The sequence below is a fragment of the Klebsiella sp. 10 genome, from assembly GCF_018223925.1.
In the GTDB taxonomy this organism is placed as follows: domain Bacteria; phylum Pseudomonadota; class Gammaproteobacteria; order Enterobacterales; family Enterobacteriaceae; genus Klebsiella; species Klebsiella pneumoniae.
In genome coordinates this window covers 1-23,582 of record NZ_JAGRRB010000028.1, presented here as the reverse complement: position 1 = coordinate 23,582, position 23,582 = coordinate 1, and the positions used below count along the sequence as shown (strand labels likewise).

The 23,582-nt window shown below is 59.3% G+C and carries 19 protein-coding genes; 13 read left to right on the top strand and 6 right to left on the bottom strand.

The annotated features are described in order from the left end of the window. Positions 1–136: 136 nt before the first annotated feature. The 8 genes from mdcA to mdcH all read left to right on the top strand — a co-directional run bounded on the left by mdcA (position 137) and on the right by mdcH (position 7,196). Positions 137–1,792 (top strand): malonate decarboxylase subunit alpha, encoded by a 1,656-nt coding sequence (mdcA, locus tag KHQ26_RS25240; RefSeq protein WP_004176297.1) that lies wholly within the window; start codon positions 137–139, stop codon positions 1,790–1,792. Further along, positions 1,792–2,634 (top strand): triphosphoribosyl-dephospho-CoA synthase, encoded by an 843-nt coding sequence (locus tag KHQ26_RS25235; RefSeq protein WP_004143107.1) that lies wholly within the window; start codon positions 1,792–1,794, stop codon positions 2,632–2,634. The genes mdcA and KHQ26_RS25235 overlap by 1 nt, the downstream gene beginning before the upstream one ends. Before the next feature lie 17 nt (positions 2,635–2,651). Then, complete coding sequence (mdcC, locus tag KHQ26_RS25230) at positions 2,652–2,951, top strand: malonate decarboxylase acyl carrier protein (protein WP_004143106.1); 300 nt, start codon at positions 2,652–2,654, stop codon at positions 2,949–2,951. Further along, positions 2,944–3,777 carry a biotin-independent malonate decarboxylase subunit beta gene (locus tag KHQ26_RS25225; protein ID WP_029497221.1) on the top strand — a complete coding sequence of 278 codons (834 nt, stop codon included), beginning with the start codon at positions 2,944–2,946 and terminating at the stop codon, positions 3,775–3,777. The genes mdcC and KHQ26_RS25225 overlap by 8 nt, the downstream gene beginning before the upstream one ends. Next, entirely contained in the window at positions 3,777–4,577 is an 801-nt protein-coding gene (gene mdcE, locus KHQ26_RS25220; protein ID WP_020803866.1) for a biotin-independent malonate decarboxylase subunit gamma, read from the top strand. The genes KHQ26_RS25225 and mdcE overlap by 1 nt, the downstream gene beginning before the upstream one ends. Before the next feature lie 136 nt (positions 4,578–4,713). Then, on the top strand, positions 4,714–5,673 hold the full coding sequence (locus KHQ26_RS25215) for an AEC family transporter (RefSeq protein WP_004148291.1): 960 nt from the start codon (positions 4,714–4,716) through the stop codon (positions 5,671–5,673). Between the two features lie 3 nt (positions 5,674–5,676). Continuing rightward, on the top strand, positions 5,677–6,294 hold the full coding sequence (locus KHQ26_RS25210) for a malonate decarboxylase holo-ACP synthase (RefSeq protein WP_004183919.1): 618 nt from the start codon (positions 5,677–5,679) through the stop codon (positions 6,292–6,294). After that, a complete protein-coding gene (gene mdcH, locus KHQ26_RS25205) occupies positions 6,294–7,196 on the top strand; it encodes a malonate decarboxylase subunit epsilon (protein WP_015874762.1) in 903 nt (300 codons plus the stop codon). The genes KHQ26_RS25210 and mdcH overlap by 1 nt, the downstream gene beginning before the upstream one ends. Here mdcH and KHQ26_RS25200 read toward each other — a convergent pair. From KHQ26_RS25200 to KHQ26_RS25185, 4 genes are all read right to left on the bottom strand, one after another. Further along, positions 7,186–8,112 carry a LysR substrate-binding domain-containing protein gene (locus KHQ26_RS25200; RefSeq protein ID WP_002903632.1) on the bottom strand — a complete coding sequence of 309 codons (927 nt, stop codon included), beginning with the start codon at positions 8,110–8,112 and terminating at the stop codon, positions 7,186–7,188. The genes mdcH and KHQ26_RS25200 overlap by 11 nt on opposite strands. 157 nt (positions 8,113–8,269) lie before the next feature. Then, entirely contained in the window at positions 8,270–9,880 is a 1,611-nt protein-coding gene (gene mqo, locus KHQ26_RS25195) for a malate dehydrogenase (quinone) (protein ID WP_266097861.1), read from the bottom strand. A gap of 308 nt (positions 9,881–10,188) precedes the next feature. Next, positions 10,189–11,109, bottom strand: a complete 921-nt coding sequence (locus KHQ26_RS25190; protein WP_004183912.1) for an N-acetylmuramic acid 6-phosphate etherase — start codon at positions 11,107–11,109, stop codon at positions 10,189–10,191. A 163-nt stretch (positions 11,110–11,272) separates the two neighbouring features. Continuing rightward, positions 11,273–11,629, bottom strand: a complete 357-nt coding sequence (locus tag KHQ26_RS25185; protein WP_004176301.1) for a hypothetical protein — start codon at positions 11,627–11,629, stop codon at positions 11,273–11,275. Positions 11,630–11,784: 155 nt separating this feature from the next. On the opposite strand from KHQ26_RS25185, the gene KHQ26_RS25180 reads away from it, so the two are divergent. Further along, positions 11,785–13,401 (top strand): sensor histidine kinase, encoded by a 1,617-nt coding sequence (locus KHQ26_RS25180; protein WP_032410301.1) that lies wholly within the window; start codon positions 11,785–11,787, stop codon positions 13,399–13,401. Next, a complete protein-coding gene (dcuR, locus tag KHQ26_RS25175; protein ID WP_004176303.1) occupies positions 13,398–14,117 on the top strand; it encodes a two-component system response regulator DcuR in 720 nt (239 codons plus the stop codon). The genes KHQ26_RS25180 and dcuR overlap by 4 nt, the downstream gene beginning before the upstream one ends. Here the strand turns inward: dcuR and KHQ26_RS25170 are convergent. Next, positions 14,098–15,048, bottom strand: coding sequence for an FAD:protein FMN transferase (locus tag KHQ26_RS25170; RefSeq protein WP_020803870.1), 951 nt, complete (start codon positions 15,046–15,048; stop codon positions 14,098–14,100). The genes dcuR and KHQ26_RS25170 overlap by 20 nt on opposite strands. A gap of 67 nt (positions 15,049–15,115) precedes the next feature. Beyond that, complete coding sequence (locus KHQ26_RS25165; protein ID WP_004152245.1) at positions 15,116–17,893, bottom strand: flavocytochrome c; 2,778 nt, start codon at positions 17,891–17,893, stop codon at positions 15,116–15,118. A gap of 640 nt (positions 17,894–18,533) precedes the next feature. Here KHQ26_RS25165 and KHQ26_RS25160 point away from each other — a divergent pair. The 3 genes from KHQ26_RS25160 to KHQ26_RS25150 all read left to right on the top strand — a co-directional run bounded on the left by KHQ26_RS25160 (position 18,534) and on the right by KHQ26_RS25150 (position 23,531). Continuing rightward, the gene (locus tag KHQ26_RS25160) at positions 18,534–20,045 is read left to right on the top strand and encodes an anion permease (protein WP_004148278.1); all 1,512 of its coding nucleotides are present in this window, start codon (positions 18,534–18,536) and stop codon (positions 20,043–20,045) included. 54 nt (positions 20,046–20,099) lie between these two features. Then, positions 20,100–21,752: a class I fumarate hydratase FumA gene (gene fumA / locus KHQ26_RS25155; protein WP_020803872.1), complete on the top strand. Its 1,653-nt coding sequence runs from the start codon at positions 20,100–20,102 to the stop codon at positions 21,750–21,752. A gap of 162 nt (positions 21,753–21,914) precedes the next feature. Further along, a complete protein-coding gene (locus KHQ26_RS25150; protein ID WP_020803874.1) occupies positions 21,915–23,531 on the top strand; it encodes a mechanosensitive ion channel family protein in 1,617 nt (538 codons plus the stop codon). The last annotated feature ends 51 nt before the right edge of the window (positions 23,532–23,582 follow it).

Genomic DNA, 23,582 nt, shown 5'->3' with positions numbered 1-23,582 from the left:
TCACAAACGTTGCGGCGAAATCGTTACTCTGATGCTAACGATCGGCCACCGCGCTTAATTGATGCTCATAGCCTCGCGTCGCACACTAATCTCCACCAGGACAAACAAAACGATTTGTCGAATCAGGAGGTTATTAATGAATGCCGAACAAACGACGGGGCGGGTCTGGAACCGTCGCCGAACGGAAAAACAGCGGCGGCTGGCCGAGGCGAACATGCCAGGTAAGGTCATCCCGACTGACCAGTTGGTCAGCGTACTGGAAAACCTGCTCGCCCCCGGCGACCGGGTTGTGCTGGAAGGCAACAACCAGAAACAGGCCGATTTCCTCTCGCGCATGCTGGCGGAAGTTAATCCGCAAAAAATCCACGACCTGCATATGATTATGCCCAGCGTCGGGCGCAGCGAGCATCTGGACCTGTTTGAAAAAGGTATTGCCCGCAAGCTGGATTTCTCTTTCTCCGGCACCCAGAGCCTGCGCATTTCGCAACTACTGGAAGATGGCCTGCTCGAAATCGGCGCCATCCATACCTATATTGAACTCTACTCCCGCCTGTACGTCGATCTGTCGCCAAACGTCGCGCTGATCGCCGGCTATAAAGCGGACCGTAAAGGCAACCTGTACACCGGGCCAAGTACCGAAGATACCCCGGCGCTGGTCGAAGCCGCCGCCTTCCACGACGGCATTGTGATAGCCCAGGTCAACGAACTGGTGGACGACGAATGCGATCTGCCGCGCGTCGATATTCCCGGCTCGTGGATCGATTACGTGGTTGTTGCCGACAAGCCGTTCTTTATCGAACCGCTCTTCACCCGCGATCCGCGTCTGATTAAGCAAGAACACATACTGATGGCGATGATGGCGATCAAGGGCATCTATGCGGAACATCAGGTGCAGTCGCTTAACCACGGTATCGGCTTTAATACCGCCGCCATCGAGTTGCTGTTGCCGACCTATGGCGAGCAGCTCGGCCTGAAAGGCAAAATCTGTAAACACTGGACCCTGAATCCGCATCCAACCTTAATCCCGGCCATCGAGAGCGGCTGGGTGGAGAGCGTGCACTGCTTCGGCGGCGAACTGGGGATGGAAGAGTACATCCGCGCCCGCCCGGATATCTTCTTTACCGGCCCGGATGGCTCGATGCGCTCTAACCGCGCCTTCTGCCAGCTGGCGGGCCAGTACGCGGTAGATATGTTCATTGGTTCAACCCTGCAGGTGGATGGTCTGGCTAACTCCTCGACCGTCACCCGCGGCCGTCTTTCCGGCTTCGGCGGCGCGCCGAACATGGGCCACGACCCGCACGGTCGCCGCCACGCCACCCCGGCATGGCTCAATATGATCACCGAGCCGGACCCGATGCAGCGCGGGAAAAAGCTGGTGGTGCAGATGGTCGAAACCTTCCAGGCCGGCGTGAAACCAACCTTCGTTGAGACGCTGGATGCAGTTGAGGTGGCGAAAACCTCCGGCATGCCGCTGGCGCCGGTAATGATTTATGGTGATGACGTCACCCACGTCCTGACCGAAGAGGGTATCGCCTACCTGTACCGTGCGGAGAGCCTTGAAGAGCGCCGGGCGATGGTCGCCGCGGTGGCCGGGATCACCGATATCGGCCTTGGTGTGGACGCCAAACGCGTCGCCGCGCTGCGTCAGAGCGGCAAAGTGGTCTACCCGGAAGATCTCGGGATTCGCCGCAGCGATGCCACCCGCTCCCTGCTGGCCGCTGGCAGCGTCGCCGACCTGGTGGAGTGGTCCGACGGACTGTACAACCCACCGGCAAAATTCCGGAGCTGGTAATGAAAAATCTCTCCCCCCTGCACGCAGAAAGCCGCGTCAGCTGGCTGGCGCATACCGCCAGCGCCTGTCTGATTGACGAAGCCCGTCTGAGCCCGAAACCGGGTCTGGTGGATAGCCGCGGCAACGGCGCGCATCAGGACCTGAATCTGGCGCTGATGGAGCGCTCCGCCCGCAGCCTGCAGCCGACCTTTCACGCGCTGGCCGAGCAAAGCTGGCGTCGCCCGGCGGACATCGCCCTGCGCGAAACCGTCGGCCGCCTTGGCCGCGAAGGCGAAGCGCAGATGATGCTGGCGACGGGGGGGGTTAACACCCACCGCGGCGCTATCTGGGCGCTAGGCCTGCTGGTCAGCGCGGTGGCGATGTTGGGTGGAGAGGGTCAGTCACAGGCGATCGCCGACGCCGCCGCCGCCCTCGCCCGCCTGCCCGACGGCTTCGCGCCGAAAAGCTTTAGTAAAGGGCTTCGCGCCAGCCGCCGCTGGCAGGTGCCAGGCGCCCGCGAGGAAGCGCAGTGTGGTTTCCCGCATATCACCCGCCTGGCGCTGCCGCAACTGCAGCACAGCCGGGCGCGAGGCGCCAGTGAGCCGCAGGCGCAGCTTGATGCGCTGATGGCCATCATGACCTCGCTGAGCGATACCTGCGTGCTGTCGCGCGCCGGTATGGCCGGGCTGCAGGCCATGCAGCAAGGCGCTTGTGAGGTGCTGGCGGCTGGCGGTTGCGCCAGTTTCGCCGGGCGCGCCGCCCTGGCCCGCCTGGACGCAATCATGCTGGCGCTAAACGCCTCGCCGGGAGGCGCCGCCGATCTCCTTGCCGCCACCCTGTTTCTCGACAGAGTTGCCGGCTAACGCATTCAGAGGATGTTATGGAACAGATTACATTGTCATTTCCTGCCAGCCGCGCCCTGAGCGGCCGAGCGCTGGCAGGAGTCGTGGGTTCAGGCGATATGGAAGTACTTTATACCGCCGCACAGAGCGCCACGCTCAACGTACAGATCACCACCTCAGTGGATAACAGCCAGGCGCGCTGGCAGGCGCTGTTCGACAGGTTGAACCTGATCAACGGCCTGCCCGCCGGGCAGTTGATTATCCACGACTTCGGCGCCACGCCGGGCGTCGCCCGTATTCGTATTGAACAGGTTTTTGAGGAGGCCGCTCATGCGTAACGATCGCAGCTTTATCGAACTGCGCGCTCGCGAACGCGCCCACGCCCTGCTGGACGACGGCAGCTACCGCGAACTGCTGGATCCGTTTGACGGTATTATGTCGCCGTGGCTCGGCGCCCAGGGCATCGTCCCGCAATCCGATGACGGTATGGTGGTCGCCAAAGGCACGATCAACGGCCAGCCTGCGGTGGTGATTGCCATCGAGGGCACCTTCCAGGGCGGCAGTATGGGCGAAGTGTCCGGCGCCAAAATGGCCGCCGCGCTGGAGCTGGCGGCGGAAGATAACCGCAACGGTATCCCGACGCAGGCGGTGCTGTGCCTCGAAACCGGCGGCGTACGTCTGCAGGAGGCCAACCTCGGTCTGGCCGCCATCGCCGATATTCACGCCGCGATTGTCGACCTGCGCCGCTACACCCCAGTGGTCGGCATCATCGCCGGCACCGTCGGCTGCTTTGGCGGTATGTCTATCGCCGCCGCGCTGTGCAGTTACCTTATCGTCACTCGTGAAGCCCGTCTCGGCCTCAACGGCCCGCAGGTTATCGAGCAGGAAGCCGGCATTGAAGAGTACGACTCCCGCAACCGGCCGTTTATCTGGAGCATGACCGGCGGCGAAATTCGCGCCGCCAGCGGACTGGTCGACGCGCTGGTTAGCGATGGCGTTAACGCCGTTAAAACCGCAATGAATGAGGCGATCGCCAAAGGCGTACCGGTACAGCACCGCAGCGACAACTATGACGATTATCTGCGGCGCTTGAGCCAGTTCGACACCCGCCAGCAGGCGGATACCGCGCAGATTAAACAGCTTTTTGCCCGGGAGGATAAATAATGAGTCAGTTCCCAAACCGCGCCGCGCTGTGGCTGAACAAACTGGCGCCCGACGCGCCGCTGATGAGCGGCCTGTGCCCTTCCGTCCAGGTGGCAGACGGCCATATTAATGGCGAAAACGTGCGTTTTATCGCCGTGGTCCCGGATGCTAACAACCACTACCCGCGCGCCGCCGGCGGCGAAGTCGGCCTGCTGGAAGGCTGGACGCTGGCGAAAGTGGTTAATGAAACCATTGCCGCCGACGCCGACCAGCCAGTCAAACGGCCGATCGTCGCCGTGATCGATGTGCCAAGCCAGGCCTATGGCCGCCGCGAAGAAGCTTTCGGCATTCACCAGGCGCTGGCCGGGGCGGCTGGCGCTTATGCCAAAGCCCGTTTGGCCGGCCACCCGGTAATTGGCCTGATCGTCGGCAAAGCGATGTCCGGGGCGTTTCTGGCCCACGGCTACCAGGCCAACCGCCTGATCGCCTTTAACGATAGCGGCGTGCTGGTCCACGCGATGGGTAAAGCGTCGGCGGCGCGCATTACGCTGCGTACCGTAGAGGCGCTGGAGAAACTGGCGGCTACCATTCCGCCAATGGCCTACGACGTCAGCAACTATGCGACGCTCGGCCTGCTCTCCGCCCTGCTGGATATTAATAATCCGGATGCCCCTGACGACCACGATCTGTCGTTGGTCAGCAACACGCTGCGCGACGCCATCGCTGATGCGCGCACCGATGCCTCACTGAAGTGCCGCCTGGGCGCGGAAAACCGCCGCAGCTCGCAGCTGGTCCGCGATCGCATGCGCGCCAGCTGGTAAGACGTTCGTACGTAAGTAGTAGAAGAAAACCTGCCGGAAGCCGTCCCCCGGAGCGCGTAATAACCGCGCCGGGTAGGGACGGCTTTTAGAAAAAATAACAATCGCGCCAGTACTCTATCTTATTTACAGGTGATTTATGACTTATGTGATTATTCATGCTCTTGCCCCGATTTTCGTTATCATGCTGCTGGGCTTCTGGGCCGGTAAGGCCGGGATGGTAGATAACAAAAACGTCTCGCTGCTTAATATTTTTGTAATGGATTTTGCCTTACCCGCCACGCTGTTTAGCGCGACGGTACAAACGCCGTGGGCCGGGATCGTCGCCCAGTCGCCGCTGGTGCTGGTGTTGACCGGCGCGATGTGGATCACCTATGCCGCGATCTACTTCCTCGCCACCAGCGTGTTCAAACGCACGCCGCAGGATGCCGCGGTGCTGACCCTCACCGTCGCCCTGCCAAACTATGCCGCGTTAGGTCTGCCGATCCTCGGCAGCGTACTGGGTGAAGGCGCGTCAACCTCACTGTCGGTAGCGGTCTCTATCGCCTGCGGCTCGGTGCTGATGACCCCGTTCTGCCTGCTGATTCTGGAACGTGAAAAAGCCCGCGCCGCGGGAGAAAACAGCGGTTCTACGCTGGCGATGCTGCCGGTGCTGATGTGGCGTTCGGTGAAAAAACCGATCGTCTGGGGCCCGCTGCTTGGGGTGGTGCTTTCCGCGATCGGCATTAAAATGCCGGACCTGCTGCTGGCGTCGATAAAACCGCTGGGCCTGGCTGCCACCGCCGCCGCGCTGTTCCTCACCGGGGTGATCCTGTCGGCGCGTAAACTGCAGCTCAATGCACTGATCGCTACATCAACCATCGTGAAACTGCTGGTGCAGCCGTTTATTGCCTGGGGTCTGGTGATGTTACTTGGGTTGCACGGTTCCATTGCCATTACCGCGATCCTGATGATAGCCCTGGCCGCCGGCTTCTTCGGCGTGGTCTTCGGCAACCGCTTCGGCGTCCAGTCTCCGGATGCTGAAGCCGTGCTGCTGTTGAGCTCGGTTCTGTGTATCCTGTCGCTACCGCTGTTTATCTCTTTGACTTCAGGACTGTAAACCATGTCAGCAACGCCGCGTCCCCACGATTTAGTTTGGTTAAACCACGCCAGCGCCCTGGAAGACATTGCCGAGCCGTGGGTGGCTCAGCAGTGGCGAGCCGCGCTGCCGGTGGTGGTGAGGCGCGACGTTGACGACCAGGCCCGCGTCCCGGTTGGGGTGCGGGGCATGAAGCGCGAGCAGCGCGCCGCCGGCTGGGTACAGGCGCGCAATATCGTGCGCAGCGTCACCCCGGAGATGCTTGTCGAGCGCGAAGCATTACTCTGCTCGCCGTTTGTCTCGCAGCCGCCGGTCCAGGGGGCTATCGCCCTCACCTTACACCGCTGGCCCTGGGGCTGGGGCGTCACCGGCAGTACCGGCTACGCGCTGGCAACCGAGATCCCGGTGCTGCATGCGGCCAGCGATCTGGATCTGCTGATCCGCGCGCCACAGCCGCTGGACCGCGAGGCGCTGCTGGAATGGCAGACCCGGGTGGCCCAACTCCCATGCCGCGCTGATACCCAGGTCGAAACGCCGTACGGCGCCTTCGCCCTTAATGAATGGCTGCGCGACGGGCGCGCGCTGCTGAAAACGTCCCGCGGCGCGCGCTTAACCGCGACGCCGTGGCACAGGGAGGAATAATGAAGATTTTATTTACCTTTCCCGGTCAGGGCGGCCAGCGTCCCGGCATGCTGGCGATGATCCCCGATCGCGAGGCAATCCTCACCCAGGCGCGCGCCGTGCTGGGGGATGAAGTCGATACCCTCGATAGCGCCGATGCGCTACAACACACCCGTGCGGTCCAGCTCTGTCTGCTGATCGCCGGGGTAGCCTGGGCGCGCGAGCTACAGCGTCAGGGCGTGGATCCGCAGATGGTCAGCGGCCTGTCCATCGGCGCGTTTCCGGCCGCGGTGATTGCCGGCGCGCTCGATTTCGCCAGCGCGCTGCGGCTGGTGGCCCTGCGCGGGGACTTAATGGAACAGGCGTATCCTGAAGGTTACGGACTGACGGCGATTATGGGCCTGACCCGCCCGCGGGTTGAGGCGCTGATGCAGGGCCACGAGGTTTATCTCGCCAACCTGAACGCCGAAACGCAGTTCGTGATTGCGGGCCGTGATGAGGCAATGGCCGAGGTGGCGCAGCTGGCGCTGCGGGCTGGCGCCAGTAAAGCCCAGCGGCTGGCGGTCAGTGTCCCGTCGCACTGCGCGCTGCTGGATAAACCCGCCGCTGAGCTGGCGAAAGCTTTTGCCGGCGCCAGCTTAAGGCGCCCACGGTGCGCCTATTTAAGCGGCTCGACGGCGCGCGTGCTATGGGATCCGCAGCGGATCGCCGACGATCTGGCGATGAACATGGCGCGCCCGGTCCACTGGCAGGAGGCGATGGTCGCCGCCGATGAGCGCGATGCGCGCTTAGCCATTGAGATGCCCCCCGGCGGGGTACTCACCTGCCTGACCCGCCAGGCGGGCTGGCGCGGGGAGACCATTGCGCTGGAGCGCAGCGGCCTGGACGTCGCCCGCCATCTGGCGCAGCGGCTTAGCGATTAATACTGCGGGCGTACATCCGTCCTTCCGCCGCCAGCGCCAGCAGGTCGGCATCGCGTTCGCGATGGTGCGAATAGACGATAGAGATCAGCTGGCGCATCTGGTAGGGTTCCGCCAGCTTTAGCAGCTGTACATCCTTCTCATACACTTTCTTCATCCGCCCCGGCAGCAGGGCAAAACCGACGCCAGCCTGCACCAGGCTTATCATCGAAAAGATATCATTCACCCGGGTGACGATCTCCGGCTCGAAGCCGGCGATATGGAATGCTTCCCGGAATCCGGCATAGGTGGCGAACCCCTCCGCCAGCGAAACAAACTTGCGGTCGGCGTAATCGCGCAGATCGGCGAGCCGTGAGGCATCCAGCCGTTCAGTCGCCGGGGCGGCGAGAAAAATATCGTCCTCAAACAGCGGCACCACGTCGAAAGCGGTATTATTGAACTCCCCTTCGTTGGTGGCGATCAGGATGGCATCGAGGGCATCGTCTTCCAGCATATCCAGCAGCATCTGATTTGAACCCATCGTCAGGTCCAGCTCCAGCTCCGGGCGACGCAGCTTCATCCCCATAATGATGCGCGGAACGGTTTCCAGGGTCAGAGAATAGAGGGTACCGATGCGCAACCGCCCCTGACCGACGCCTGCAACCTTGCGCGTCGCCTCGAGCCCGCGGTTCATCAGACTTATCACATCCTGGCAGTATTCAAGCAGCGTCCACGCCGCCTGCAGCGGCAGCAGGTTGCGCCCTTTGTGGACAAACAGCGGGCAGCCCACCCCCTCTTCCAGGGTATGCAGCGCGCGGTGAACGCTGACGCTGCTGAGTTTCATCGCTTCGGCGGTTCTGGCGATATTACCTTTCGCCATAAACATCATAAAGACCGACAGCTTGCGGAAGGTGATCTCCTGGTTAATATCCTCTTGCATGGCCCTTCCACACTCCTGGTTTAATTTTCTTATTTCAATTCAAACCAGTATATCTTTTATGACGCCAAAGTTGCAGGCAGCGCGCGGCCTCAGCCGGTAAATAATGCAAAAAAGGGAAGACCATGGTCTTCCCTTTTGTTCACTGTCGAGTTTGCTTTTACAGCGCCATATCGTGCTGCGGCGAGGCCTCGCGCGGCGTCTCTGCCGGCTTGGCGGTCGCGGTAGGCGCAGCCGCTGGCATCTGGATCACCGGCGGTTTCGTCAGCTGCAGGGTCGCAGCGGTGTCATCCCAAACCTGCTGGGTCAGCGCCACGTTACTGTTCAGCTTCTGGCCGTAGCTCGGCACAATAGCGTGAATGCGGCTCTGCCAGTCCGGCGAGTTAAACTGCTGCGGGAACATCTGCTTGAGCACGTTCAGGGTGATCGGCGCGGCGGTGGAAGCCCCCGGCGAAGCGCCGAGCAGCGCGGAAATGGTTTTCTGCTGATCGACCACCACTTCGGTACCGAGCTTCAGCACGCCGCCCTTCTCTGCGTCTTTCTTGATGATCTGTACGCGCTGGCCGGCCTGGATCAGTTTCCAGTCTTCTTTACGCGCGTCCGGGTAGTACTCTTTCAGCGCAGCGAAACGGTCATCATCGCTGAGCATCACCTGGCTAACCAGGTATTTCACCAGATCGAAGTTGTCGAGACCGACGTGGGTCATCGGCAGCACGTTATTGGTGGTGGTAGTGCTGAGCAGATCGAAGAACGAACCATTTTTCAGGAACTTGGTCGAGAAGGTGGCGAATGGCCCAAACAGCACCACGCGCTTACCGTCGAGGTAACGTGCATCAAGGTGCGGCACCGACATCGGCGGCGCGCCGACTGAAGCCTGGCCATACACTTTCTCCAGGTGCTGCGCAGTGACCGCCGGGTTCTCGGTCATCAGGAACGAGCCGCCCACCGGGAAGCCGGCATAGTTGTCCGCTTCCGGAATACCGGTTTTTTGCAGCAGCTTCAACGCGCCGCCGCCGGCGCCGATAAAGACGTATTTGGCGTCAATAGTCTGCGCTTCCCCGCTCTGCACATTCTTAATCGTTACGTGCCAGGAGTTGTCGGCATTACGTTTGAAATCCGTTACCTCAGAGGAGGTCTGCAGGGTGAAGTGGTTATTTTTCTTCAGGCTGCCGATCAGCTGGCGAGTGATTTCGCCGTAGTTGACATCGGTACCCACCGGCGTCCAGGTGGCTGCCACTTTCTGCTGCGGATCGCGGCCTTCCATCACCAGCGGCGCCCACTGTTTAATTTGCGCGTGATCGGTGGAGAATTTCATCCCCTGGAATAAGGTGGTCTGCTGCAGCGCGTTATAACGCTTCTGCAGATAATCCACATTATCACCCCAGACGAAGCTCATATGCGGCGTGGAATTAATAAACGAGTGCGGATCGTGCAAAATACCGCGTTTCACCTGTGCCGACCAGAACTGACGGGAAATCATAAATTGCTCGTTAATATCGAGCGCTTTGCTGACGTCAATCGACCCGTCCGCCCGCTCCGGCGTATAGTTCAGCTCCATATTCGCCGAGTGGCCAGTACCGGCATTATTCCAGCCGTTGGAAGACTCCAGCGCCACGCCGTCCAGTTTCTCCACCATGGTCAGATCCCAGTCCGGCTGCAGCGCCTGCAGCCAGGTGCCGAGCGAGGCGCTCATGATCCCGCCGCCAATCAGCAGGAAGTCGGTTTTTTTCGAGGTATCCGCTTCAGCATGCGTCGCCGCGCTGACGAACATCGCTAATGCGGTTAAGGAAATAATCGTTTTTTTCATTGCAGGCATAATAGAATTATCACGTAGCACACGGTCATAAGAGGCAGCATATTAACGCACTTTTACTTTATTTTAAAATATCATTTACACTCTCGCATTTTAAACAAAACAGTTATTTAACTTAAAAAATCAATTTTAAAAATAGAGCGAAGACGGATAAAAAATAAGGTCGAAGATTCAATATCTATTGCCGGGTAAAATAAAAGATAAGAATTTCTTTAATTACAAAAGTCCAGGCGCGCATGCTCATCGCGCGCCTGGCAGAGAAGGGATTACTGGGCGGGAGTGACAGCGCTACGCTGGGCTTCACGCAGGGCGAGACGCAGATGATCGTGATGTTTGGTTAGCAGCTCCCGCGCGTGCCAGGCGTCAAGCCCGCTGAGCAGCATCAGGATCGCGGTGCGGCAGTGCTGATGACAGCTGGCCAGGGCGGCCTTTGCTTCACTGCGCGTGCAATCGGTGGCCGCCATCACAATCGCTATCTGCCGCTCCGCCCAGTGCGAATTGTCAGCCTGCACGTCCACCCGCAAATTGCTGTACACCCGACCGTCACGGATGGCGAGTCCGGTTGTCAGCATATTGACGATCTGCCTCTGGGCCAACTGAGCCTTCGGATTGGCTAACCCCGCCACCGCCTCCGGCCCGGTCTGCGGAGCAATAATGATATCCGCCAGCTGCGCCGCCTCGCTGGTCGGCTGCTGGGTGATGACCGCTATCGGGGCGCCCAGCGACCAGGCGTGGCGCATCGCCCCCCACACCCATGGCGTCTTGCCGCTGACGGTCAGCGCCAGCAGCATATCGCGATTGCTGAAGTCCAGCGACTGCAGCTCAAAGGCGCCCAGGTCATAATTATTCGCCGCAGTCTCCCGCTCGGCCATCGCCGTCGTCTGCCCACCGGCAATCAGCCCCACCAGCGCGTGTTTACCTTCCGGCGAATAGTCGCTGACCGCCTCAATGGCCGTCCGGCCCGAAGCGCCGGCGCCAATAATGACCAGGCGCCCTCCCCGGCTTATCGTCGCGGTGGCGATATCAATCAGCCGGGCGATATCCGGCAGACAGGCGCCGACCGCCTCCGATATCTGCTTATCATCCTGATGCAGCATCGCCAGCATATCGGCGGTGGCGAGGCGATCGATGTGGGTGGTCTCCGGGTGACGACGAGCCTGCATTGACGCGGTTAGCGAACTGCTCATAACAACCTCCATTTACGACAGAAAAAGCGCATCTCGGCAAAATCAGCGGCCTGATGCATATCCTTATATTCATCAGGACTATTTAACCTCTGCCGCCACTATAAGTGGAATGTTCTGCGCTTTACCGCCGTCGGGGTCACAGTTTACCGTCCCCAACGCGCGTTTACGGGTGATTGTCGGTTATCTGAGCAATTCTGTCTGAGGTCTCATCTTCACCACCCGCCTGCATAGCCAGCCAGAAGGATTGCTGGCAAAGGTTATAAAACTGTTTGCGCATCGGGTTGATCTCCTGGCCGGCGGCGTCGATAACCTGCCAGTCAATCCAGCACTCCGGGCAGGATGCGCTATCCTGCTGCGCGATCTCGAGCTCATAGCGGCGCTGGATCACCACCCCGCTGCGATGCCGCCAGCGGGCGATCTCCCACTCTGCTTCCGCTTCATTATCCTGTTCACGATGCTGCGCCAGACGTTCAACGTGCCGCTGCCGGAGGATATCCCGGACCAGAGAAGCCAGTTCCATAGTGTCTCCCTTAAGCCTGTGGCGAAAAGCCGCAGTGTACCGCGCGCAGGAGGAGTCTGCCGTAGCAAAAGCGGCCTTTTGCTTTGATTACACGGCTTTATGTATGCCGCGCTATCAGCGATAATAATCTTTCACTGAATCTACCCGGGGTCGTCATGAAGGCTTCAGAGCACCCGCCTCGCGTTCGCCAACGCGCCTTACCGTTAAAGCTGAGCACCGCCGTGTCCTTGATGATCGGCAGCGTCATCGGCGCCGTGCTGCTGCTGGTGTATGCCTTGTGGTATATGCAGATCAGCAACGCCACCCGCGACGGTCTGAAAGAGACCGCGCTGGCGGTGGCGCGCACCATGGCCGATATGCCGCAGGTGAAGCGCGGACTGGATGCGCCCCCGCAGCAGCAGATCATTCAGCCGCTGGCGCAGGCCATTACCCGCCGCAACGACCTGTTGTACGCTATCGTTACCGATATGCAGGGTATTCGCTATTCGCATCCGGACAGCTCAATCATCGGCAAACCGTTCATCGGCCACGATATTCAGCCGACGCTGCAGGGAAAAGAGAATGTCGCCATCAACCACGGGGTGCTGGCCCCGGCGCTACGGGTGTTTACGCCGGTGTTCAACGAACGGCATCAGCAAATCGGCGTGGTGGTGGTCGGCATTTCACTGAGTAAAGTGGACGAACAGATCGCCAACAGCCGTTGGGACGTGCTGCTGACCATCCTGTTCAGCGCGCTGGTCTGCGCGCTGGGCACCTGGAGCCTGGTTCGCGGCCTGAAGCGCGTGCTGCTGGGGCTGGAGCCGCACGAAATATCCACCCAGTTTCAGCAGCGTCAGGCCATGCTTCACGCCCTCAAGGAGGGGGTGGTGGCGGTCGATGCCCATGGCGAGGTAAATCTCATCAACCCCGCGGCGGAAGAGATCCTCTTTTCCGGCCCGGATAAGACTCTCGTTCACAGCCCCCTGCTCGACGATCTGCAGACCGTACTGCAGAGCGGCGAGCCAATGTACGACCGCGAACTGGGGTGCAATGGTCTGCTGCTGATCGGCAATACAGTGCCCATTCGCAGCCAGGGTGCGGTGGTCGGCGCCATCTGTACCTTCCGCGATAAAACTGAGGTCAGCCAATTGCTGCAGCGACTGGACGGCATGATGAGCTATGTGGATGCCCTGCGCACCACCTCCCATGAGTTTATGAATAAACTGCACGTGATCCTCGGTCTGCTGAATATGAAAAGCTACGGCAAACTCGAGGAATACGTGCTGCAGACCGCCCACCGCTACCAGGCGGACATCGGCGACATTCAGCACCGCATTAAATCCCCGGTGGTGGCCGGCTTCCTGATAAGTAAAATTCAGCGCGCCACAGAGTGCGGCTTTACCCTGACGCTGGCGGAGGAGAGCCTGGTGCCGGATTGTCCGAACGAGAAACAGGTCACGGTGCTGGTGACGGTGCTGGGCAACCTTATTGAGAACGCGCTGGACGCCATGAGCGGCCAGGCGGAGGGTGAGATCGGCCTGCTGCTGCACTACCAGGACGGCTGGCTAAGCGGTGAAGTGAGCGACGATGGGCCGGGGATCCCGGAGAACAACATCGACGCTATCTTTAACAAAGGCTTCTCCACCAAAGGCGAGAATCGCGGCGTCGGGCTGTTTCTTGCCAACCAGCAGTTGCGCGAGCTCGGCGGCACCCTCGCCGTCGAATCGGAACCCGGCGTATTTACCCAATTTTTTGTTCATCTCCCCTGGGATAGTAAAAGGAAACCTGCGTGATAAATGTTTTAATTGTTGACGATGATGCCATGGTGGCCGAACTGAATCGCCTGTACGTGGCAAGGGTTCCCGGCTTTCGTTGCAGCGGGAGCGCTTCGACGCTCAGTCAGGCCCAGGAGATGATTAACGATCCGCAGCAGGAGATCGATCTGGTGCTGCTGGATGTCTACATGCAGCAGGACAGCGGGCTCGATCTCCTGCCGACCATCCGCGAGTCGGGTCGCGCCATCGACGTTATCATGATTACCTCGGCGGCGGATGCCGCCACGGTACAGACCGCGATGCATTACGGGGTGGTCGATTACCTGATCAAACCCTTCCAGTTTCCGCGCTTTGAAGAGGCGCTCACCACCTGGCGGGAGAAGCGCAAGCTAATAACCGGCCAGCCCTATTACGAACAGGCCGATGTCGACCGCCTGCTGCACGGCGGCGCGCCGGAGGCCAGCGACGCGCGCAAGCTGCCTAAAGGGTTAACCGCGCAAACGCTGCGCACACTCTGCCAGTGGATTGACGCCCATCCGGATGTCGAATTCTCTACCGATGAGCTGGCGGCGGCGGTGAATATCTCCCGCGTTTCCTGCCGCAAATATCTGATTTGGCTGGCGCAGATCAATATTCTCTATACCACTATCCACTACGGCGCTACCGGGCGGCCGGTCTATCGCTACCGCCTGGTCGCCGAACAGTACAGTTTGCTTAAGCAGTACAGTCAATAACCCGATAGCCGCTGTCCAGCGGCGCAAAACGCAGCCGCTGCGGCGATGAGAGAATAATGTCGCGATTTTTGGTAACGAAAATCGCGTCGATATCCTGCCGCTGACGCAGCGCTGCGCAGCCCTTCTCCACGCCGAGGCCGAACAGCAGCGTGGTCCAGATGTCGCCGTCTAAAGAATCCGCGGAAATGACCGTCACGCTGTCGAGTTCGTTGTCCAGCGGATAACCGCTGCGCGGGTCGAGAATATGGTGCCAGCGTTTGCCATCCTGTTCGAAATAGCGCTCGTAGGTCCCGGAGGTGACTACCGATTGCCCGTTGACCGTCAGGGAACCGATCATCGCCTGCGCGTCGGCAAATGGTTTTTTCAGGCCAATGGCCCATTCGCCGAGGGTATGCACATTGCCGCCGAGGTTGATCAGCGCCTTCTCCACCTGCTGCTGACGGAGAAAATCGCGCACGCGGTCAGCGATATAACCTTTGGCGATCGCCCCGAGATCCAGCTCCATCCCCGGCTGTTGGAGAAACACGCTGCAGGTTGCCTCATCAAGGATCACCTCCTGTGGGCGGGTCAGCGTCAGTCGGACTCTGATCTCAGCCGCGTCAGGCACGCTGTGCCCGTGAAAACCAATTCGCCACAGCTTGACCAGCGGGCCGATGGCGAGGTTAAAGGCGCTGTCGCGCACCATGCTGGCGGCTTTGGCGCACTGGATCAGCTGAAAGACCGGTCGGCTGACGGTGACCGGATGACGCCCGGCGGCATGGTTGATATCCATCACCTGCGACTCGGCGCGGTTAACGGTAAGCAGGTCTTCGTAGCGCTTGATAAGCTGGAATACGCGGGAGGCCATCGCCTCATCGTGGGAACAGAGTTTGAGCAGGATGGGCGAGCCCATCAACACGGCGGAGTAGCTATAGACGCGGTTATCGGACATCGGGCTCTCCTTAGAAGGGGCAAGCCGGGCGGCGAAAGCGCCAACCCGGCAGGAGCAAGGTTACAGGTTATCCTCTGGCACGTTTCGCCGCCTGATGGCCCGCGAGGGTACCGAAGATGATGATATCCGCCACCGCGTTACCGCCGATACGGTTGCCGCCGTGGATCCCGCCCACCACTTCACCGGCGGCGTAGGCGCCGCGAATCGGCTGCTGCGCCACATTCAGCACTTCGCCATCGGTATTAATGGTCACGCCGCCCATGGTGTGGTGCACGCCGGGGGCGATGCGAATGGCGTGGAACGGGCCTTCGTTAATCGGCGCGCGCAGCGCGGTGGTCCGGCCAAACTGTTCATCATGCTGTTTTTCCACCGCCCCGTTATAGCACTCGAGGGTGGCGAGGAAGGCATGGTAATCCATCCCCAGTTTCTCCGCCAGTTCCCGCGGTGAGCTGGCGCTGGTGACGAAGCCTTTGGCGATGTACTCGTCGGCAGCTTTGTTTTTCGCCCGCACATGCTCGTCGAAGACGATGTAAGCATAGTGTTCCGGCAGAGCGATAATCGCCGCCGAGACTTTATCGCGGGTCTCCATCTCGTTGAAGAAGCGGTTCCCCTGCTGGTTAACGAGAATAGCGCCGCCGCCGCGAATCGATTCGGAAATCAGATACGAGGTCTGCTGCTCGACGGTCGGGTGAATCTGAATTTCGCCCATGTCCACGGTGCCGGCGCCGATGCGTTCCAGCAACGCGATACCGCTCCCGGTAGCCCCTTTGTGGTTAGTGGTGACGAAGCCTTCAAGGTCAGGACGATACTTCACGACCATTGCGCTGTTAGCGCTGAAGCCGCCGGTGGCCACTACGATGCTTTTGGTCTGTACTTCAATGACCTCTTTTTCGTCGTTGATCAGACGTACACCGCTAACCTCATCCCCGCGCATCAGGATCTCTTCCACCGAGGTATCCAGCAGGACGTCAATACCGCGTTTGGTGATGTTGCGCACCAGGCCGCTAATCAGATAGCCGCCAACCGCTGACCCGTCGCGCGGACGGTGGGTACGGTCAATGCTCATCCCACCGGTGGTGGTAATGTCGTTGAGCATAATGCCCCGGTCCGCCAGCCACTCAATGGCTTGCGGCGCGTTTTCAACGAAACGGCGCAGCAGCTGCGGGTTGTTTTTGTTGTGGCCGCCCTTCAGGGTTTCCTGATAGAACAACTCCTTACTGTCTTCGATACCTTTCACGCGCTGGAAGCGGGTTTCCGCGGCGTTCATCCCGGCGGAAGCCTTGATGGTGTTCCCGCCGATGGTTGGCATTTTTTCGACGATCAGCACGCTGGCCCCTTCGTCGTGGGCCTGAATGGCTGCCGCCAGACCGGCGCCGCCGCTGCCGACTACCACCACATCATAGCTTTTCGGCGCGGCGTCATTGCCGCCCTCTTCCGCCGCCAGCGCTTTACTTGATTTCAGCATCGCTTTGGCGACCGCTTTTTTCACCGCCTCGCTCTGGCTGGTGGCCCCGGAAATGGCATCGACGTGCGGGGTATTGGCGGTGAGAATACGTTCGCGGATCTCTTCGAAGCTGGTGGTGAATTCCACGGTCTGGACCGGGCTCGCCGCCAGTTCGATATCGGCAATATGGTCATTTTCGAGGCTGACGTTGATCACCAGCTCATTGGCGTCATCGTGGACGGTCTCAACAAACATCCCCGGTTTAAATTTGGCGTCGCCCATGCTCATGTCGCGGATCATCGCTTCCACCAGCGAGAAACGCCATAGCGGTTCCGGAATGTGCAGCGCTTCACGCTGGGTGCTGTCGATAAACAGCTCCAGCTCTTCGCCGGCGGCGATACGTGACGCCCAGTCCGGATAGGCGATGCAGGCGCGGCCTACCGCAATCAGGTCATAGCCGTGATCGAGGCCCTGCTCGGCATCGGCGGCGTTCACCACCCCGCCGACGCCCATCACCGGCACCTGGGCGAGGGTGTCAGAGCGCATCGCGCAGTATTTCTCGATCAGCGGCGTCGGATCGCTGGTATCGACGATAGACGGACGCAGGGTGGCACCCACCGAGAAGTGCAGATAATCGACACCGCGGGCGGCCAGCTTTTCCAGCAGATACATGGTGTCGTCAAAGCGGATCCCCGGGACCTCCATCTCCTCCGGCGAGAAGCGATAGCCGATGATAAAGGCATCGTCAGCATACTGGCGGGCCATTTTGTGGGTAATATCCAGCACCGCCAGTGGGAAACGGGCGCGGTTGTCGCGGCTACCGCCCCACTCGTCATCGCGCTGGTTGGAGTTCGGCGAATAGAACTGCTGAATGAGATAGGTGTTGGCGCCGTGAATTTCGACCCCGTCGAAACCGGCGAGAATGGCGCGACGAACGCCGTCGCCAAACTTGGCGATCATCCCTTCCACTTCTTCTCCGCTCAGCGCCCGCGGCATGGCGGCGCCCTCACGCGGCGCGGCAATAGCGCTCGGCGCCACCGGCTGGCGCCCCCCGATCAGCTGCGGGTCGACCATACGGCCGCCGTGGTAGATCTGCAGAATCGCTTTTGAACCCTCGGCTTTGATCGCCTCAGCGATTTTCGCCAGGCCGGCAATTTTTTCATCATTATCAATGCCGATCGCGCCCGGGAAGGCCAGACCGTAGTCATCAATAAAGCAGCACTCGACAATAATGGTACCGATGCTTCCGGCGCGCGCGCGGTAGTACTCCACCAGCTCGCTGGTGACAGTACCATCGAAATAACCGGTGCAGGTGGTCATTGGCGCCATGAGCAAACGGTTTTTCAGCTCGGTACCATTTGGTAAAGTAAATGGCTGCAAAATACGTTCGTTACTGGTCATAAGTTACGCTCCAGATTTTAAAATATTAAAAGCTCAGAATGAGGTGACGGAATCATTAATGGTTTTGGTTTTTAATTCCTGTTGTCATGCCAATAATATAGCGCGTTTTTTAATTACTAAACCAATTACGTTAGTTATAAAACTATTTAACCCCAGCAATAACATCGCTACCTCTATTGTATTATTAAAATAATAAATAGCATTTACATAATACAAATGCGTGATAACAATTAGGATACTTTTGTTAACATAGACAATGACAAGGAAACAACAAAAAATACAATAAAATCATAAAGATAATAAAATATAAAATAATTTCAGCATTTATTGTTCATTTTTCTTTTAACATCTATCGATATTTTCGCCAAAATAACACCTCATCATATAGGGTTATACTGATAATAAAAAAATAGTGAAATCACCGGCTTTTATTGATCTTGATCAATTGCAACGGCCATTGAAAGCGCAATATATAAATAACCAACAAATTTAATTTAACGCCTCATAAAACGCGTTAAATAAGCGCCCTGTCGATACTCAGAAACGCAAAATAAAAACTAAAGTAACTTTTGTAATTAAAGAAACCACTGAGCAAGACGCTGGCGTAAACGTTATTTTCAACAACTTGCAGATACTCATTATGAAAGAGAAAAAGACAACCATACCGCCTGCCGGTGCAGTCAAGCCAACGACTGCGAATAAAAAACCTCTCCTGATGATGGCGCTGCCGATTATCGTTGCCGTGCTGTTATTGTTCGTCCCGGTCCCCGAAGGCCTGCCGCCGTACGCCTGGCACTACTTCGCTATCTTTGTCGGGGTGATCGTTGGGTTGATTTTTGAACCGCTGCCCGGCGCCGTTATCGGTATCACCGGCGTGGTAGTTATTGCCCTGTGCAGCCAGTGGCTGCTGTTCAGCCCGGATCAGATGGCCGCGCCAGGCTTCAAAATGGCTGGCGCCTCCTTTAAGTGGGCGGTGAGCGGCTTCGGCAACTCCACCGTGTGGCTTATCTTCGGCGCGTTCATGTTCGCCGCCGGCTACGATAAAACGCAGTTCGGCCGCCGCCTGGCGCTGATTCTGGTGAAATATCTTGGCCGTCGCAGCCTGACGCTCGGCTACGCCATCACCTTCGCGGATCTGCTGCTGGCGCCGTTTACGCCGTCTAACACCGCACGCAGCGGGGGGACTATCTACCCGATTATCGCTAACCTGCCGCCGCTGTACGGTTCAAAGCCAAACGATCCGAGCGCACGTAAAATCGGTTCCTATCTGATGTGGGTAGCGATCACCGCCGCCTGTATTACCAGCTCGATGTTCCTGTCGGCTCTGGCCCCGAACCTGCTGGCCCTGGCGCTGGTCAAAAGCATTGTTGGCATCAATATCTCCTGGGGCACCTGGTTCATCGCCTTCCTGCCGCTGGGTATCCTGCTGATTCTGGCCATGCCGCTGCTGGCCTACTGGTTCTACCCGCCGGAAGTGAAAGTCAATAACGAAGTGCCGCTGTGGGCCGCGCGTGAACTGGAAAAACTGGGCAAACTGTCGCGCAATGAAATTCTGCTGCTGGTATTCGTCTGCTTCGCGCTGATGATGTGGATCTTCGCCGCCGACTGGATCGAACCGGCGCTGGCTGCCCTGCTGGTTATCGTGCTGATGCTGTGGACCGGCGTGCTCTCCTGGAGCGATATCACCAACAACAAAGCGGCATGGAACACCTTTGTCTGGTTCGCCACCCTGGTGGCACTGGCCGACGGCCTCTCCTCCACCGGCTTTATCGCCTGGCTGGGTAAAGAGGGCGGCGCGCTGATGAGCGGCATCTCCCCGGGGATGGCGACCATCGTCCTGCTGCTGGCGTTCTACCTGCTGCACTATCTGTTTGCCAGCACCACCGCGCACACCACCGCGCTGCTGCCGGCCATGCTGACCATTGCCTCGACTATCCCGGGAATGAATATGGAAGTGTTTGTCCTGCTGATGGTCACCTCGCTGGGCGTGATGGGGATCATCACCCCGTACGGTACTGGCCCAAGCCCAATCTACTACGGCAGCGGCTACCTGCCGACCAAAGATTACTGGCGCCTCGGCACCATCTTTGGCGCCATCTTCCTGGCCGCCCTGCTGCTGATTGGCTATCCGTGGATGTCCATGATGTTCTGATTCATAACCGCCGGGACTACCCCGGCGGTTTTTATCTTTATGGAGTAAGTGACTATGTCGACTAAACCGTTTGTTTATCAGGATCCGTTTCCGCTGGCGCACGACGATACGGAATACTATCTGCTCAGCAAAGAGCACGTCTCCGTCGCCGAATTTGACGGCCAGCAGGTCCTGAAAGTAGAGCCGCAGGCGCTGACCCTGCTCGCTCAGCAGGCCTTCCACGACGCCGCCTTTATGCTGCGCGTCTCCCATCAGCAACAGGTCGCCTCGATTTTGCTCGACCCGGAAGCCAGCGATAACGATAAATATGTCGCCCTGCAGTTCCTGCGCAACTCGGAAATTGCCGCCAAGGGCGTGCTGCCGACCTGCCAGGATACCGGCACCGCGATTATCATGGGGAAAAAAGGCCAGCGCGTCTGGACCGGCGGCGGCGATGAAGCCGCCCTGGCGCAGGGCGTTTACAACACCTATACCGAAGATAACCTGCGCTACTCACAGAACGCGCCGCTGGATATGTATAAAGAGGTTAACACCGGCACCAACCTGCCGGCGCAGATCGATCTCTACAGCGTCGACGGTGAAGAATATAAGTTCCTGTGCATGGCGAAAGGCGGCGGTTCCGCCAACAAAACCTATCTGTACCAGGAGACCAAGGCCCTGATCACCCCGGCGAAGCTGAAAAACTACCTCGTTGAGAAGATGCGCACTCTCGGCACCGCCGCCTGCCCGCCGTACCACATCGCGTTTGTGATCGGCGGCACCTCGGCGGAAGCGACGCTGAAGACCGTGAAACTGGCCTCGACCCGCTATTACGACGGTCTGCCGACCGAAGGCAACGAACACGGTCAGGCGTTCCGCGACGTGCAGCTGGAGCAAGAGCTGCTGCAGGAAGCGCAGAACCTCGGCCTCGGCGCGCAGTTTGGCGGGAAATACTTCGCCCACGATATCCGGGTGATCCGTCTGCCGCGCCACGGCGCCTCCTGCCCGATCGGCATGGGTGTCTCCTGCTCCGCCGACCGCAATATCAAAGCCAAAATTAACCGCGACGGTATCTGGATCGAGAAGCTGGAGAGCAATCCGGGAAAATATATTCCTGAACATCTGCGTCAGGCCGGCGAAGGCGAAGTGGTAAGCATCAACCTGAATCAGCCGATGAGCGAGATCCTGGCGCAGCTGTCGGCACATCCGGTCTCCACCCGCCTGAGCCTTAACGGCACCATTATCGTGGCCCGCGACATCGCCCACGCCAAGCTGAAGGAACTTATCGACAACGGCGAGGCGCTGCCGCAGTACGTCAAAGATCACCCGATCTACTACGCGGGCCCGGCAAAAACGCCAGCCGGTTACGCTTCCGGCTCCCTCGGCCCAACCACTGCCGGCCGCATGGACTCTTACGTTGATCTGCTGCAGTCCCACGGCGCGAGCATGGTGATGCTGGCGAAAGGCAACCGCAGCCAGCAGGTGACCGATGCCTGCCATAAACACGGCGGCTTCTACCTTGGAAGCATCGGCGGCCCGGCGGCAGTGCTCGCCCAGCAGAGTATCAAGAGCCTCGAGTGCGTGGCCTATCCGGAACTGGGGATGGAAGCTATCTGGAAAATCGAAGTGGAAGATTTTCCGGCGTTTATCCTCGTCGATGATAAAGGCAACGACTTCTTCCAGCAGATCCAGAATAAGCAGTGCACGGGCTGTAAACAGCACGGCTAACGCTATCCTCTGACGCTGATATCAGGCCGTCGCCGTTTGGGCGACGGCTTTTTTATGTCCGCGTTTCCCCAGCTTGAATTCACTTCGCACTAGGCTATGCTCAACTACAAGCCCTCCGTTTTTTGCTGAAAAATAACAATAATTCTTATCTCAGGTGCCTCAATGAACAGGATGAGCATCGTTATCCTCTGGGCGCTGGCGCTGCTGGTGCTCCAGCCGGCGCTGGCCGCCGAACCGCGACAGCAGCCAACCGCGCGCGAGCAGGCACGCACGGTCACGATTTTCCACAAACCTGTCGTCATGTTGCAGGCCACCTTTGGCCAGACCACGCCCGAAGAGCGCGTTTTGCGCACCCGTAGCGCCCTGCGCGCCTTCACCGAAGATGATATTCGCCAGCCGCTGCGGGTCGTGCCGGTTATCCGCTATGGTCAGCCAGGCAGACTGTTTCTGATGAACGGCAAACCGGTGCTGCTGCTGAGCCAGGCGGATCTCGACGAGGGCGATGATTTAACCCTCGACCAGGCAGCCCAGCGGGTGCTGGCGCGTATGGAAGCCCAGCGCACCAGCCTCCAGGAGCAGTTCAACAACCGCTATCTGTTCATCTCCGCCGGTAAAGCCCTGGCCGGGGCGCTGCTGCTGGCGCTGTTTTACTACGGCGCCTTCCGCGCCTGGCGGCGGGTGCGACGTTTTTTCCTGCTGCGGATCCTCGAAAAACGTAGCGCCATACCGCAGCACTGGCGGCGCTATCTCGGCAATATTGAAGTTCGACTCTATGCTGTGCTGGTCATCCTTCTCGGCATGCTGGCCTGTTATCTCTGGCTGAGCTGGGCCTTCAGCCTGTTTCCCTGGACGCGGGTGTGGAGCGAATCGCTGGGCGACTGGTCGCTGGGGGTGATCCGCCACCTCTCTCTGTCGATTGTCGCCTCCCTGCCGGGGCTGATGATCGTGGTGCTTATTTTCCTTCTCACCTGGCTTATCATTCGCCTGGTGAAGGTGGTTCTCGACCAGGTCGCCGCCGGCCGCATTCAGATTCCCGGCATTCATCCGGAGACCGTTAGCGCCACCCGTCGGCTTATCTCGGTGGTCATCTGGTTGTTTGCCCTCTCCGCCGCCTACCCGTTCCTTCCCGGCGCCAACTCCCTCGCCTTCAAAGGCATTAGCGTGTTCTTCGGCCTGATGCTGACCCTCGGGTCAACCGGGGTGATGACCCATGCGATGAGCGGCCTGGTGCTGATCTACTCTCGGGCGCTGCGCAAAGGCGACTGGATCCGCCTCGCCGATAATGAGGGTCAGGTCAGCGAGATTGGCGTACTGGCGACCAAAATTCTCACCCGCGAAAATTACATCGTTACCGTCCCGAACGCGGTGGTGGTGGGCGGGAAAATTATTAATCTCAGCGCCGAAAGCGCCGACGGTGGAGTCAACCTCACCACCAGCGTCACCATTGGCTACGATACGCCGTGGCGTCAGGTCCATGCGCTGCTGGAGCTGGCGGCGAGACGCACCTCCGGGGTCGATCAGCAAATTGCGCCGGTGGTGCGTAAGCTGGGATTGCTCGACTGGTATACCTCGTATGAGCTGCAGGTGCGCTTACTCCCCACAACCAAGCTGCCGGATGGCCGCAACGCATTGCATAGCAGCATTATTGATGTGTTTAACGAATTCGGCGTGCAGATTATGTCGCCGAACTTTGTGATGCAGCCAAAAGCGGCGGTAGTGGTGCCGCAGGAAGCCTGGTACGCCGCCCCGGCCGTCGCGCCGCAGGAGCCTGAGAAATAAGGGTTAACGTAGCGGCATTTCCGCCGGGTGGCGGCTGCGCCTTACCCGGCC